The organism is Qipengyuania nanhaisediminis (genome assembly GCF_900115585.1).
Classification (GTDB): Bacteria; Pseudomonadota; Alphaproteobacteria; order Sphingomonadales; family Sphingomonadaceae; genus Qipengyuania; species Qipengyuania nanhaisediminis.
The window spans coordinates 206283-220879 of the sequence record NZ_FOWZ01000003.1 but is presented as its reverse complement, the minus strand read 5'-3'; the positions used below and the strand labels follow the sequence as shown (position 1 = coordinate 220879).

The 14597-nt window shown below is 64.3% G+C and carries 13 protein-coding genes; all 13 read right to left on the bottom strand.

Features of this window, described 5'->3' with window-relative positions; translation table 11 throughout:
• Positions 1 to 6 precede the first annotated feature (6 nt).
• Positions 7 to 975: a hypothetical protein gene (locus BM173_RS09900; RefSeq protein ID WP_090480880.1), complete on the bottom strand. Its 969-nt coding sequence runs from the start codon at positions 973 to 975 to the stop codon at positions 7 to 9.
• A 174-nt stretch (positions 976 to 1149) separates the two neighbouring features.
• The gene (locus tag BM173_RS09895; RefSeq protein WP_090480875.1) at positions 1150 to 1932 is read right to left on the bottom strand and encodes a Bax inhibitor-1/YccA family protein; all 783 of its coding nucleotides are present in this window, start codon (positions 1930 to 1932) and stop codon (positions 1150 to 1152) included.
• 144 nt (positions 1933 to 2076) lie between these two features.
• A complete protein-coding gene (locus tag BM173_RS09890) occupies positions 2077 to 2580 on the bottom strand; it encodes a type III secretion system chaperone family protein (RefSeq protein WP_090480873.1) in 504 nt (167 codons plus the stop codon).
• Between the two features lie 144 nt (positions 2581 to 2724).
• Complete coding sequence (locus BM173_RS09885) at positions 2725 to 4263, bottom strand: SPOR domain-containing protein (protein WP_090480869.1); 1539 nt, start codon at positions 4261 to 4263, stop codon at positions 2725 to 2727.
• A gap of 45 nt (positions 4264 to 4308) precedes the next feature.
• On the bottom strand, positions 4309 to 5988 hold the full coding sequence (gene ftsZ, locus BM173_RS09880; RefSeq protein ID WP_090480866.1) for a cell division protein FtsZ: 1680 nt from the start codon (positions 5986 to 5988) through the stop codon (positions 4309 to 4311).
• Positions 5989 to 6121: 133 nt separating this feature from the next.
• The gene (gene ftsA / locus BM173_RS09875; RefSeq protein ID WP_090480862.1) at positions 6122 to 7414 is read right to left on the bottom strand and encodes a cell division protein FtsA; all 1293 of its coding nucleotides are present in this window, start codon (positions 7412 to 7414) and stop codon (positions 6122 to 6124) included.
• A complete protein-coding gene (locus tag BM173_RS09870) occupies positions 7414 to 8310 on the bottom strand; it encodes a cell division protein FtsQ/DivIB (RefSeq protein WP_090480859.1) in 897 nt (298 codons plus the stop codon). Before BM173_RS09870 ends, ftsA begins: the two co-directional genes overlap by 1 nt.
• Entirely contained in the window at positions 8303 to 9277 is a 975-nt protein-coding gene (locus BM173_RS09865; RefSeq protein ID WP_090480856.1) for a D-alanine--D-alanine ligase, read from the bottom strand. The genes BM173_RS09870 and BM173_RS09865 overlap by 8 nt, the downstream gene beginning before the upstream one ends.
• Complete coding sequence (locus BM173_RS09860; protein ID WP_245755847.1) at positions 9274 to 9768, bottom strand: DUF4262 domain-containing protein; 495 nt, start codon at positions 9766 to 9768, stop codon at positions 9274 to 9276. The genes BM173_RS09865 and BM173_RS09860 overlap by 4 nt, the downstream gene beginning before the upstream one ends.
• Positions 9765 to 10688 (bottom strand): UDP-N-acetylmuramate dehydrogenase, encoded by a 924-nt coding sequence (gene murB, locus BM173_RS09855; protein WP_090481560.1) that lies wholly within the window; start codon positions 10686 to 10688, stop codon positions 9765 to 9767. Before murB ends, BM173_RS09860 begins: the two co-directional genes overlap by 4 nt.
• A 38-nt stretch (positions 10689 to 10726) precedes the next feature.
• Positions 10727 to 12148, bottom strand: a complete 1422-nt coding sequence (gene murC, locus BM173_RS09850; protein WP_090480854.1) for a UDP-N-acetylmuramate--L-alanine ligase — start codon at positions 12146 to 12148, stop codon at positions 10727 to 10729.
• The gene (murG, locus tag BM173_RS09845) at positions 12145 to 13341 is read right to left on the bottom strand and encodes an undecaprenyldiphospho-muramoylpentapeptide beta-N-acetylglucosaminyltransferase (protein ID WP_090480851.1); all 1197 of its coding nucleotides are present in this window, start codon (positions 13339 to 13341) and stop codon (positions 12145 to 12147) included. The genes murC and murG overlap by 4 nt, the downstream gene beginning before the upstream one ends.
• On the bottom strand, positions 13338 to 14597 hold the full coding sequence (locus BM173_RS09840) for an FtsW/RodA/SpoVE family cell cycle protein (RefSeq protein WP_245755867.1): 1260 nt from the start codon (positions 14595 to 14597) through the stop codon (positions 13338 to 13340). The genes murG and BM173_RS09840 overlap by 4 nt, the downstream gene beginning before the upstream one ends.

Below are 14597 nucleotides of genomic sequence, written 5' to 3'. Positions count from 1 at the left end.
GCAAGCTCAGCTTTGCGGATCGGGCGTGTCGTCCGGCCCGGCCTGCGCTTGGCCCTGTACCACTTCACCCGACTGGAAAATCGGACCTTCGGTGGGCAGCGTCGACACCGTCTCTCCGGTTGCGTCATCCTGCGTCGCGACGATCACGGGCTGAACCCCTGCTGCGGGCGGCAGGTCCACCGGAGCCTGCGTTTCGCTGGCCACGGTAACGGGTGCCGTTGCGGGCATGGAATTCACGACGGTTTCCCCCGGTGCGATGTCGACATCCGGGCTAAGCGGGTTGGTGTAACCCTGCACGGTCGTGGTGACGGTGGGCGGACCATACTTCGAATCCCACGCGGCAAGGTTCACGCGGTACTGTTCGTAGGCACGGTAGAAATCGTTGAAGACGCTTTCGATCCGCGGCAGCGCGATAGCAGCGAAGCTATCGAGCGTGCCTACTTCCGCAGTCAGCGCATCGCGGCTCACGGCCAGCGCCGTATCGCAGAAGTTGCCCATGGCGGGCGGCAGGGCGAAATAGTTGTAGACCTGCGTCATGTAGGAATCCTGCACGTCGCGGTAGGTCGCACCGTACTTCTGGCGGAATTCCCCCTGCAGCGCGCGGTTGGTGGCCGAAAGCTGGCGCGCATTGCGCTTCAGGAAGGCACCGTAATTGTCCACCAGCATGGTCGCTTGCGGTTCGGGGCAGTTGAGCGCCGCGACATTGAGGGCCGAGCGCAGGTTCCACACCGTCTGTGCCGGGGTCAGGTTCGCATTCACCGTCTGGCGCACGCCATCGGCAGCAACCAGCGGAATGGTCATTCCCGTCGTCGCACCCATCGGCGGAACCGGGCGCGGCGGGATCACGACCGGCGCAGGCGGTGGCGGGGGAGGCGGCGGAGGAGGAGGTGGTGGCGGCGTCGCGCAGGCCGAAAGTGCAAGCAAACCGCCGGCGATGGCGGCGAAGCGGATGGTGATGTGCGAATTGCGGCTCACGGCGCGCGTACCCTCCTCAAGGAATTTTCTGTCTTCACCATGAAAGCGTCTTGATTGACCCGCGATGAAGCGTTTCACTCTCCTACCCCCTTGAGCGGACAAAGAAAATGCCCGGGGCGCGAGTTACGCCCCGGGCACGATCAAACGACTCGCTGTTGCGGTCGGCGGTTGGGATTATTCCCGGCTGCCGAGGAACTGCAGCAGGAACATGAACAGGTTGATGAAGTCGAGATAGAGGCTGAGTGCGCCCATCACGATCGCCTTGCCCGCATATTCGGTGCCGCGGACATAGTGATATTCATTCTTCAGGCGCTGCGTATCGTAGGCGGTGAAGCCTGCGAAGATCAGTACGCCGAGGATGTTGATCACGAGGCCCATCGCGCCCGACTGGAAGAAGAACGCGTTGAGCAGCATCGCCACGATGATGCCGATCAGGCCCATGAGCAGGAAGCTGCCCCAACCCGAAAGGTTCTTCTTCGTGGTGTAGCCGAACAGGCTCAGGCCCGCGAAGGCCGCGGCCGAAGCGAAGAAGGCGGAAGCGATCGATTCACCGGTGTAGGTGGCAAAAATCGTCGACATCGACATGCCGAACAGCACGGCGAAGCTCCAGAAGAAGACTTGCAGCGTGGTCTTGCTGAACCGCTGTACCCCCCCGAAGCTCAGCACCAGGATGAAGGCGAGCGGCGAAAGCGAGATGATCCAGCCAAGCATGGTCGGCTGAACCGCAGCACCGCGCGGCGTCTGAATGACCTGATAGGCCGCTTCGAACAGTCCGGTTTGGACGAACAGCAGGGCGACGATGCCGGTCAGCAGCACGCCCGAAGCCATCATGTTGTAGATCGACAGCATGTGCTGGCGCAGGCCAGCGTCGAAAGTGGTCTGGCGGGATACGGCATCACCCGCGCGCGGCACGGACGAGGTCGCCTGCCTCTGGTCGGTGTCGTTCCAATCGGCCATTTTCAAAAACTCCCAATTGCGGGGACAATTCACCCCGCTTCTTGGGGGAATATCGGCATTATTCCCGCCGATTTCAAGCGAAACCGGACGCGGTTTGACTAATGGAAATCAACCATTTGCATGCCGAGCAGCCACTAGCGTCGCTCAGGCTTCGCCCGCCGCGTCCACCATCGCGGCTTTCAAGGCATCGGCTGGGCTCTTGTCGCCCCACAGGACGAACTGGAAGGCTGGATAGAAGCGGTCGCATTCCTCGACCGCGATTTCGACCAGCGATTGCGCCTGGCCGAGGCTCAGTAGCCCCTCGTCCCCCAGCATTGTGCCATTGCGATAGAGAAGCACGCCGCCGTTCGACCAGATATCGAAATGGCCGAGCCACATCTGCTCGTTGACCATGGTGACGAGTTCCTGCGCAACCGCCCGTTTTTCATCGGAAATCCGGATTTCCGGAAGGCACAGCAATTGCAGGACCATATCCTCGGGACGCCAGATCCCGCGCAGCTGGTAGGTGGTCCAGCTGCCCTGCACTTCGCCGCTCATCTCGTCGCCGGTGGACCCGCACGGCCAGCCGCGCGCCTCGAACAGGGCGGTCAGCATTTCAAGCGGAGCTGCGTCCTCTTCTGCCTCGAAACGGCTTTCGGAGGTTCTCATCGTGGCGATCCCGTGGCTCTCATGCGAGCCTTGTGCAGGTCGCCCCGCCCGCTTGGCAATCGAAGGTCCCAAGCGGGTTGGGGAGAACGCAATCGGCTTGTGCAAAGCTTGTGCACAAGCCCAACTTACGGATGGGCGGACAGGCTAATCGAGCTCGGCGATTTCCTGACCTTCGTCGCTCGAAAACGGGAAGCTGTCGATTTCGAGAGCGCGCAAACGGTTTACCACCTCGCGCGCGGCATCGCGCGATTCGTAAGGCCCGGAAAGCAGGCGGTTGGCTTCCCCCCAGGGCGTGACGAAAGGCCCTTTGCCGTCCAGCAAGCCGTCGGCATTGCGGGCGATGCGGCGCCAGTCGAAGCGCAGGGCAGACGTATCGCGGCCCGTCGCGACCTGGACCCAGTGGCGCGCCGGGTGCGCGGGCGGCGGCGGCGCAGGCGGCTCGGCCACTTCGCGAGGCGCCTGGATGCGCGTGATGTCGACCGCACCCTGCCGCGGCGCCGCGCTCGCCTCTGCAAGGTCGAAGCCGGCGAAGGCGTCGGCAACGCTTACTTCTTCCTCGCGCTGGGGGAGCAGGGCCTCGGGCGGGGTCGTGGGCGAGACAGTTGCCACGGTGGTTGCCTGCCTTGGCGGCGCCGCTTGCGGCCGGGCAGACGGCGGCGCTACCGGAGCCGCGGCCTGGGCAGGTTGCTCCACCCTTGCCGGGCGATCCGCACTGCGGGCGGGCCGGAAGATCGAACGGTCTGAGCTGGTGCTCGGCTGCTCTGCACGTTCACGCGGCGGTGCCGTCCGCTGGCGCGTGGACTCCTCAGCCCTGCGCGGTACGCTCGGCTGACCCATCGCAGGACCGGTCGGAGCGAGTGCCACGTCGGCGGATCGCACCGAAGGGCTGTCATAGCGCGCGATGGCCGGATCATCGCGCCCGATCGCCGCCGTGCGCGGAAACACGCCGAGAGTACCGGCAGCTGCCTGTTGTGCAGCCGTAAGCTGCGGCATGTATCTGAGGTAGGGTTCGACCCTGCTCGCCATGCCGCGTGGCATCATGTCGCGGGCGATCTGGATCGCTGCGTCCGTTTCGCCAAGAACGGCAAGGCCAAAGGCGCGCGTGCGGAAAGCGGCATTGTCGCCTTGCTGCAAGAGCGGGAGCAAGGTCGCCTCGAAGCCCGCCTTGTCACCCGAAATTGCCTGGCTCAGCGCGAGGTTGCGACGCACGTCGGCATCTTCGCCTTGTTGGAGGGCAAGCCGGTAAAGCGACTGCGCACTGGCGGAATCCCCTACCAGGTCGAAGGCAAGCGCACGGGTTTTCGCCATGCGCTGCGGCTGCACGCCAGCCCGCTCTGCTTGCGCGAACAATTGCAGGGCTTCGACCGGACGGCGCGAATAAGTGTAGGCTTGCGCAAGCCCGAGGGTCACGCGGCTATTGTTGGGCGAAATGTCCTGCGCCCTGCCGAAAAAGCCGATCGCGGCCGGAATATCGCCGAGCTTGAGCGCCGCTTCCCCGGCATCGAGCAAGGCGCCGACATCGCCGGAATCGCGGGCCAGTCGCTGCAAAGCCGAATTCAACTCGCTCGTGCCTTCGGGCGGCAGCGGCTGGACGACTTCCTGCGCAGCCAACTGGCCCGGCACACCGAGCGCAAGAGCGCTGGCAGCCAGGCGCAGGGCACGATATGTCACGGAACTGGTCATGATCTCCCCTTGCAACGCCTGACGCGCCGCGAGAGTTTCAGGAGATTACTGGTTGTTCTGGCGACCGAGGAAGCGCGGGATGTTGAGCGAACCGCTGCTGCTGTTGTCGCCATCATCGTCTTCGTCGTCACTGTCGACTTCGCTTTCGGAAGAACCGGAACCGCGCGACAGGTTGGCCATGCGCTCGAACAGCGTGCTGCCCTGCGATGCGCCGCCTTCATTGCCGCCGCCAAGCACCGGCTGCTTCTTCGCGGGCTTGCTCTGCAGCGGGCTGTCGCCGTCGGCGAACTGGTCCGCACCGAGCTGGAGTTCGTCCTGGCCCGCACCATCGTCGATCGGATCGGACAGGTCGAGCGGTGAGCCCGATGCGCCCTCGCCTTCGTCGGTCCAGCCGTCGCCCGATCCGAACGAGCCGTCTTCGGCCGGTTCGGGTGCCTCGCCGCCGAAGGAATCGAACTTTTCGGTCTCTTCGTTGCGCAGGCCTGCGAGCGGGTCGACGATGCCGTCGACATCGTCTTCTTCCTCGCCCTCGTCACCGAAATCGTCGGCACTTGCGGCGGAGAGGCCGGTCGAGCTCACCCCGTTATCGTGGGTGTCTTCCTGCGGCTCGTCGTCGAGGCCGGCGGAGAGACCTTCGCTCAACTCGAACGGCTCGTCGTCTTCTTCGACACTGTCGCTCGGCAGGTCGAGGACCGGGCGCTGCGGTGCGCGCGCGTCGGACATCGAGAAGCTCTGCGACTGCGGAGCGGCACCGATGCCGGACTGTTCGATCCCGGTGGCGACCACGGATACGCGGATCTTGCCTTCGAGATCGGGGTTGAACGCACTACCCCAGATGATGTTGGCATCTTCGTCGACCAGTTCGCGGATGTGATTGGCCGCCTCGTCGACTTCGAGCAGCTTCATGTCTTCACCGCCGATGATCGAGATGATGACGCCCTTCGCGCCGGTCATGCTGACGCCGTCGAGCAGCGGGTTGGCAATGGCCAGTTCCGCAGCTTCGAGCGCGCGATTGTCGCCTTCGCCTTCGCCGGTACCCATCATCGCCTTGCCCATTTCGCTCATCACCGAACGCACGTCGGCGAAGTCGAGGTTGATGAGGCCGGGCATGACCATGAGGTCGGTGATCGAGCGGACGCCCTGCTGCAGCACCTCGTCGGCGAGCATGAAGGCTTCCTTGAAGGTGGTTTCCGCCTTGGCGACCAGGAACAGGTTCTGGTTCGGAATGACAATCAGCGTGTCGACGTGCTTCTGCAGTTCTTCGATACCTGCTTCGGCGGCGCGCATGCGGCGCGACCCTTCGAACAGGAACGGCTTCGTCACGACACCGACGGTGAGGACGCCCTTGCGGCGCGCAGCTTCGGCGATGACGGGCGCTGCACCGGTGCCGGTGCCGCCGCCCATGCCGGCCGCGATGAAGAGCATGTTGCAGCCTTCAAGCGCGTCTTCGAGGTCCTCGACCGTTTCTTCGGCCGCTGCCTTGCCCACTTCGGGACGGGCGCCTGCACCGAGGCCGCCGGTAATGTCGGGGCCGAGCTGGATGCGCTTTTCCGATGCGGAAGTGGAAAGCGCCTGCGCATCGGTATTCGCCACGAGGAAGTCGACGCCCTCGATCTGGGCTTCGATCATGTTCGCGATTGCGTTGCCGCCTGCACCGCCAACGCCGATGACCATGATCTTGGGGCGGAGATCGTCGCTGGATGCGGGACCGATATTGATGCTCATTGAGCTTTCCTCGAAGTAAAAAGTCGCCTGAAAACGGTTATGTCACACCTAAGCGCAAAAGCGAATCGCTGTGACCTTGGTAAATAGCCTTATCCACAAGGGCTGAAGCAGGGGTTACGCTACGTATCACCCCCTAAAAATACTCTCTCACTGCCTGCATGACGCGATTGACCAGTCCCAGCCCCGAATAGCGGCGGGTCGGTTGGTAACCCGGGCCAATGGACCGGATGTCGACCGGATCTTCCGCCGCGTAGAGGCACAGGCCCGCCAGCGTGGCGAAACCCGGGGTTGCGTGCGCTTCGGGCAAACCGCGCAAGGATGGCGGTTTTCCGATGCGAACGGGCATGCCTAGCGCACCCTGCATGAATTCCGCGATGCCGTGCAATTCCGCCCCGCCGCCGCTCAAAACGACCTGCCCCCCGCTCGCACCCGAAAATCCCATGCCCTTCAGGCTCTTGCCGACTTCGCTGGTCAGCGCACCGAGACGGTCGGTGACGATCGAGACGAGCTCGGCACGCGGGATGCGATTGTGTTCGTCCGCCCCGCGCGCAGGCTGGCCGCTCGGCTCTTCCTCCGGCGAATTGACGGGGATCATCTCGCGGTGGTCGCTGGGCGTGGCGATGGCTGAGCCGGACACGCATTTCAGGCGCTCCGCCTGGCTGCGCCTGATGCCAAGTGACGACGCGATGGCATCGGTAATGTCGTTGGAGCCGACGGCAATGGACCTCAGCCCCAGAAGCATGCCGCCTGCATGGACGGAGACGTTCGTAACCTGCGCGCCGATTTCGACCAGCGCGACGCCGAGATCGCGTTCCTCGGCGCTGAGGCAGGCATAGGCGGCGGCGAGCGGGCTGGCGACCACGCCTTCGACGTCCAGGTGCGCGCTCTGCACCGCTTCGATGAGGTTCCGTACCGGCGCGCCTTCGGCCAGCGTCACGTGGACATCGACGCCGAGCGATTCCGCGTGCAGCCCCGAAGGGTTCGCGATGCCATGCGCCCCGTCGAGCGAATAATGCGCTGGCTGTGCATGGAGGACCATGCGCCCGTCGGGCTGGATATGGTCGCGCGCGGCAAACAGCAGGTGTTCGATATCGTCTTCGTCGATCCGCCGTCCGCCGATGGCTATTTCCACGCTCGCGACCTTGCTCGATAGGCCTGCTCCCGCGCAGCCGATCCAGACGCTGGAAACAGACGTGTTCGCGTTCGCTTCCGCCTTCTCGACCGCATTGCGGATCGCATGCGTCGCAGCGCGCATATCGGTGACATAGCCGCGCTTGATACCCTCGCTCTTGCGGTGCGAGGAGCCGAGCACGACCATTTCGCCGTCTTCCGCCTGACCCATGATCATGGCCGACACGCGGAAGGAGCCGATGTTGACGGCGCCGAAGACGCGATTGACGCGCGGAAGGGGAGCTGCGGACGCCATTACTGTGCGCTCATCCCTTTGGGACACGGGCCGTCCTGGCAGCGCAGATAGGCACGGTCGGGCACCCGCATGTCGATCGCCACGGCCTTGCCCCCGATCAGGCGGTTGCGCCCGTCCATCTCCGCAAACTTCACCAGCGCGGCAGGTCCCTGGTCGCCTTCCGGCAGGGCCAGGAGCTGGCCGGTCTTGAAAGTCAGGTTCCAGCGGCGGTTGCCCACCCATTCGGCGGCCACGATCTGAGGCTTCAAGGCAGGCGCCGCATCCAGCAGCTTGCCGAGTTCGGCGACCTGTTTCTGCGCGCCGGGACCGGAAATGAGCAGCTGCCCCTTGGCATCTTCCGACGACACGGGCTCGAGCTCATGGCCCTCCGGGTCGACCAGGACGAGCCGGTCGGGCTTGACCAGGACGGCGTGAGGCGCGCGTTCGACAATGTCGATCCGCAAGGTATCGGGCAGCTGCCGCGAAACCCGCGCATCCTTGACCCAGGACAGCTCCAGCAGGCGTTCCCGCACCTCTTCCACATCGACCAGCGGCATGGGCCGGTCGGTTTCGCCAAGCACGCGCTGGTAGACCAGTTGCTCGCTCATCCGCTCGACGCCGGTGACGCGCACCGTGCGGACTTCGTAGCCTGCACGGCTGGCCGACTTCGCCAGTTCGGTGCGGGCAAGTTCCGGCACGCCCGCATAGCTCGCGACCGTCCAGGCTATGGCCAGCCCTGCCGCCGCGATCAGGAACAGGAAGAACTTGTGCCACTGCTCTTCTGTGAAGGGCAGTGCTGCCATGGCCCGGTCGAGGAAGCCGGACGTGTGCCGCTTGGCCGCGCGCGCCTTCTGGCTGCGATTGCGGGCGGCGGCAGAGCGCCGCACACCCGTCGGCTTGCGCTTGACCTTAGCCATCGCCGCCCCCTTTGCGCGCGGCGAAATCGCGCAGCGCGGCGGCAATTATGGTTTCTACCAGCTCGCCATATTCCATCCCCGCATAACGGCCCTGTTCGGGCACGAGGCTGAGCCGGGTCATGCCGGGCTGCGTGTTGGTTTCCAGCACGAACAGACCGTCTTCGCCCTGCGTATCGTCCCAGCGGAAGTCGGTACGGCTGGTACCCTTGCAGCCGAGCAGTCTGTGCGCCTTCAGGGCAATTTCGAGGCACAGTTTCTCGATCTGCTCCGGGATTTCGGCCGGGCAGATGTGGTCGGTCATGCCGTCGGTATATTTGGCATCGAAATCGTAGAACCCGCTCTTGGGTTTGAGTTCGGTCACGGCCAGTGCGCGCGGCCCGTCCTCGAAATCCACCACGGCGGAGGTCAGCTCAAGCCCGCGAATGAACGGTTCCGCCAGGAGCTCGTCGAAATCCTGCCACGGCCCCTTCGCGTCTCGCGCGATCGGATTGCCATAATTTCCGTCATCGGTAACGATGGCGACCCCGACCGAGCTGCCTTCGTTGACGGGCTTGAGCACATAGGGGCGCGGCATCGGATCGCGTTCGAACAGGTCCGCGCTCTTTACGATGCGCCCGCCGGGCATGGGGATACCGTGGGGGACAAGCGCCTGCTTGGTCAGCTGCTTGTCGATGGCGACGACCGATGTGGCGAGGCCCGAATGGGTATAAGGCACGCCCATCAGGTCGAGCATGCCCTGAACCGTCCCGTCTTCACCGGGAACGCCGTGGAGTGCGTTGAAAACGACGTCGGGCGCAGCCTCGGCTATCCGCGCGGCGACCTGCCGGTCCATGTCGATGCGCGTGACTTTGTGACCGCGCTCTTCCAGCGCTTTCGCAACGCCTTCGCCCGACATCAGGCTGACGGGGCGTTCGTTGGCCCAGCCGCCCATCAGGACGGCGACATGGAGTTTGGGGAGATCGGTCAATGCACGGATTCCGGTAGATAAAGAGAAGGTTGGCTATCGATGACGATCTGATCGCAGCCTTTGTCCCAAGGAAACAGGCGCTGCTGCACGCCTGGCCAGACGATCTGGTAGGCTTCTTCCATATCGCTGCCGGTGCGATATTTCTCGTACCAGATGGCAGAATTGAAATAGTCCCTTACGATGTTGTCGCTCAAGACCGATCTTGTGATGCAAGTGTACCCGTCAAGCAGGCCCTCGACCGTCAGCCCATCTTTTAAAGTCAGGCCTTGACGGCACTTGTCTAGAAGAACGTTGATCATGGCATGCATGACCTCGCGTCTCAGTCCAAAAATGATGACTTCGGGTTGACCGACCGTTTCCGGAAAACCGATCGAGTAACTGAAGGTTGGCTCAAAACCCTCTGGGTCGAAGATGGTATTCACCTGACATCCGGACTTCTCGATATTTTCGAGGATGCCCTGCTCGAACTCGCTGAGAGGACGCTCGCTCACGGCCTTCCTACCCGCTGGATTTCCCATTCGAGTTCGACGCCCGAATGCTCGTAGACGCGGCGCCGGACTTCCTCGCCCAGCCCTTCGATATCGGCGCTGGTGGCATCGCCGGTATTGATCAGGAAATTGGTGTGTTTCTCGCTCACCTGTGCGCCGCCCATGGTGAGACCGCGACACCCGGCCGCATCGACCAGTTCCCATGCCTTTTTGCCCGGCGGGTTCTTGAAGGTCGAACCGCCGGTCTTGGTGCGTAGCGGCTGCGAATTTTCGCGCGCTTCGGCGATCCGGTCCATCTCCGCGCCGATGTCTTCGGGATCGCCCGGGTGCCCCTGGAACCGGGCGGAGACGACCACGGCGCCTTCCGGTAGGGCCGAGTGGCGATACGTGTATTCGAGATCGGTCGCGGGCAGCGTGACAAGTTCGCCGCCCGGCAGGATGACATCGCAATCGATCAGCACGTCGGACACTTCGCGCCCGTAGGCGCCGCCGTTCATGCGCACGAACCCGCCGACCGTGCCAGGGATGCCGCGCATAAATTCGAGCCCTGCGACGCCAGCATCGCGCGCCGCGCTGGCGACGAGGATGCCGTGTGCACCGCCGCCGCAGCTTACGACCTGATCCTCGATCGAGACGTTCGCGAAGGGCTTGCCGAGCTTGATGACCACGCCCGGTACGCCGCCGTCGCGGATGATCATGTTGGAGCCGAGCCCCAGCGCCATGACGGGAAGATCACCGTCCAGGCGTTCGAGGAAGAGGCGCAGATCTTCGAGGTCTTCCGGTTCGAACAGCCAGTCCGCGCAGCCGCCTGTCTTGAACCAGACCAGTTTCGCCAGCGGGGCCTGCGCCGTCAGCTTGCCGCGCAGCCCTTGGGTCGAGACCGGCGCGGCAACGCTGCCCTCGACTTCGCAGTCCGGGGCCATACCGCTATCCCAATTGGGCACGTCATCGGGCTGCTGCATCACGCGGCGCGCTCCTCGATGATCGCGTCGGCAAGGCCAGCGGCCCATTTCGTGATGTCGCCTGCGCCGAGGCATACGACGATGTCGCCCTGCTCGATCTCTCCGGCGAGTTTCTGTGCAAGGTCGCCTTGGTCCTCGACCGTCGAGACGGCGCGGTGGCCGCGCGATTTGATGCCTTCGACCAGCGCATTGGCATCGACGCCTTCGATAGGGTCTTCGCCAGCTGCATAGACCGGCGTGACATAGACGACATCGGCCTCGTTGAAGGCGCTCTGGAAGTCGTCCATCAGGTCCTGCAGGCGGGTATAGCGGTGCGGCTGCATAACGGCGATCACGCGGCTCTTCGTCGCTTCGCGCGCTGCCGCCAGCACTGCGCGGATCTCGACCGGGTGGTGGCCGTAATCGTCGATGATGGTGACCTTGCCTTCGCGGCACGGCACTTCGCCGACCTTGGTGAAGCGGCGCCGCACGCCGCCGAAGCTGGAAAAGCCGTTGCAGATGACTTCGTCGGGACAGCCCATTTCGATCGCCACGGCGATCGCGGCCAGCGCGTTCTGGACATTGTGGCGGCCCGGCATGGGCAGGGTCACGTTCTCGATCCGGCGGTCTTCCTCACCGCGCTGGCGCACGATCACGTCGAAGCGGTTGCCGCCTTCGTGCGGCTGCACGTTCACGCCGCAGATGTCCGCCTGCAGGCTGAAGCCATAGGTCATCACGCGCCGGTCGCGGACCTTTCCGATCACCGCCTGCACTTCGGGATGGTCGATGCAAAGGATCGCCGCGCCGTAGAACGGCACATTGTGGATGAACTCGACGAAAGCGTCCTTCACGCCGTCGAAATCGCCGTAATGGTCGAGGTGTTCGGGATCGATATTGGTGACCACCGCGATCGTGCCATCGAGGCGCAGAAAGCTGCCGTCGCTTTCGTCGGCTTCCACGACCATCCAGTCGCTGTCGCCAAGGCGCGCATTGGAGCCGTACTGTTCGATGATGCCGCCGTTGATGACGGTGGGATCGACATTGCCCGCATCGAGCAGCGCCGCGATCATGCTGGTCGTGGTCGTCTTGCCATGCGTCCCGGCAACGGCGACCGTCGATTTCAAACGCATGAGTTCGGCCAGCATTTCCGCGCGGCGCACCACGGGGATGCGGTTTTCGAGCGCGTGCGCGACTTCCGGATTGGTCCGGCGCACGGCGGTGGAGGTGACGACGACAGCCGCGCCTTCCACGTTTTCCTTCTCGTGGCCGATCTTCACGGCAATGCCTTGCGAGCGCAGGCGTTCGACCGTCGGGCCTTCGTTGATGTCGGAACCCTGCACCGTATAGCCCAGGTTGTTCATCACTTCGGCGATGCCCGACATGCCGATGCCGCCGATGCCGACGAAGTGGATCGTTCCGATGTCGGTGGGGACACCCTTCATTCCGAGATCTCCCTGCTTGCGCCCTGCCCGGCGGGCGCGCCCTGCGTTGTGCCGCGGGCATTGTTTCCGCCGACGCGGATGACGTCCATCATGTCCGCCCCGCCGAAGCTTTCGACGAGATCGGCGAGGTCTTCGACCGCACGCGGACGGCCGCAATTCCATGCGGCATGCGCGGCATTGGCGAGACCCTTGGGATCATCGGCCAGCACGCGGATCTGTTTCGCCAGTTCCTTCGCCTCGAACCTGTCCTGCCGGATCATGCGCGCGCCGCCCGCCTTCACCATTTCGCGGGTATTGGCCGCCTGGTGGTCGTCGGTCGCGATGGGGAGCGGGATCAAGATGCCCGGCCGACCCACGGCAGTCAGCTCTGCGATGGTCGATGCACCAGCGCGCCCGATGAACAGGTGCGCATCGGCAAGGCGCGTGGCCATGTCTTCGAAATAGGTCGCGAGCTCTGCCGGAATGCCGTGGCTGCGATAACGTTCGCGCACGGTGTCGAGGTCTTCGGGGCGGCATTGCTGGGTGACCTGCAACCGCTCGCGAATGGCGGGGGGCAGCATGGCGAGCCCGTCGGGCACGATCTCGGACAGGACCCGCGCGCCCTGGCTGCCGCCGGTGACCAGCACCCTGAGCAGGCCGTCTTCGCCATAGGAAGGAAACGGTTCCTCGCGCAGGGACAGCACCTCTGCGCGCACCGGATTGCCGACGAGGTGGACCTTGTCGCCATGCTTGGGCTTCAGCCGCTGCACGTCGGGATAAGCGGTGGCGATAGCCTGAACGCGGCCCGACAGTAGGCGGTTCACCCGGCCCAGCACGGCGTTCTGTTCATGCAGCACCGTCGGGATCTTCGCCGAGGTGGAGGCAAGCACGGCCGGAAGCGAGGGATAGCCGCCGAAGCCGACGACCGCGCTCGGCTCGAAACTCTCGAACAGGCGCAGCGCCATCTTGCGACCTTCCAGCACCGCCTTGGTGCCCTTCACCCATTGCAGCGGGTTCTTGCCGAAGCGCCCGGCGGGCAGGACATGCGCGGGCATGAAATCGGCCTTGCCGGGAATTTCGGCTCCGCGCTCGTCAGTGATCAGCGCGACGTGATGGCCACGCCGGTCAAGTTCAGCGGCCAGCGCGAAGGCGGGCAGCAAGTGCCCTCCGGTGCCCCCGGCGGCCAGCACGTAATGTCGGTTCGATGTCGTCATTGGTAGATATCGCGCGACAGATGCGATGGTTTGTCGTTCATCCGGTCCGCCTGCCCGAAACCGATCAGGTCGCCAAGCCCCCGGGTGGACCTTTTCAGATAGGGATTGCGCCGCGTGATCGCGATCAGCAGCCCGATGGCAAGGCACACGGCGATGGTGGACGAGCCGCCATAGCTCACCAGCGGCAGCGTCATGCCCTTGGACGGAAAGAGTTGGAGGTTCACAAGCATGTTGATGAAGGCCTGCCCGCCAAGCAGCGAGACGAGGCCCGTTCCGGCCAGCAGCGCGAACAGATCGTCCTCGTCCACCAGCCTCATCAGCACGCGCACCACTATGGCGAGGTAGAGCAGCACGATCAGCGCACAGGCGATCAGGCCGAATTCCTCGCCGATGACGGAGAAGATGTAGTCCGTATGCGCTTCGGGCAGGCTCATCTTGCGAATGCCAAGGCCATATCCTGCGCCCGTCCAGCCGCCGGCCAGCAGGGTGCGGCTGGCAAGGTCGACCTGGTCGAAAGCGGTGCCGCCGCCGAAAAAGGCATCGATACGGTGGCGCGCATTGTCATAGAGGAAATAGGTCGCGGTGATGCCCGCGATCCCGCCGCCGATGACCGCGCCAAGGCGCTTCACCGGAACGCCCGAAAGGATCACCATCACGAACCACACGCCGCCGAACAGGATGGTGCCGCCGAAATTGGGCTGCAGCATCATCAGGGCCGCGATGAGGACCAGCAAGGCGGTCGAGATCATCAGCACCGGCAGGTTGGGATCGCGCATGCGCCAGGACAGGATCCACGCCATGGTGATCGCGAAGCCGGGCTTCAGGAATTCGGATGGCTGGAATTGCATGCCCAGGTTAATCCAGCGCCTTGCGCCGTTGATCTCCACCCCGATGAAGGGAACGAGGAAGAGGAGGCCGAGCATTGCGGCAGCCAGCACCACGCCGAGGCGCCGCGCATTTTCGCGGCTGAGCATGGAGACGCCGAACAGCACGCCCAGCGCAAGCGCCTGCCATACGACATGGCGATAGAAGAAATAGAGCGGGTCGAGCGTGGTGCTCGATGTGGACAGGCGATCCGCGCTGGCGGGGCTTGCGGCAGCAACCGCGATCGTGCCGAGCGTCATCACCAGCAGGACGAGGCCGAGCAGCACGCGGTCGATCTCGCGCCACCAGATCTTGATCTCGCTCCAGCGGGATATCTTGCCCGAAGGGATGTGCGCAGGCTTGCGTTTCGCGCCGGGGACGTAGGGCTGCAT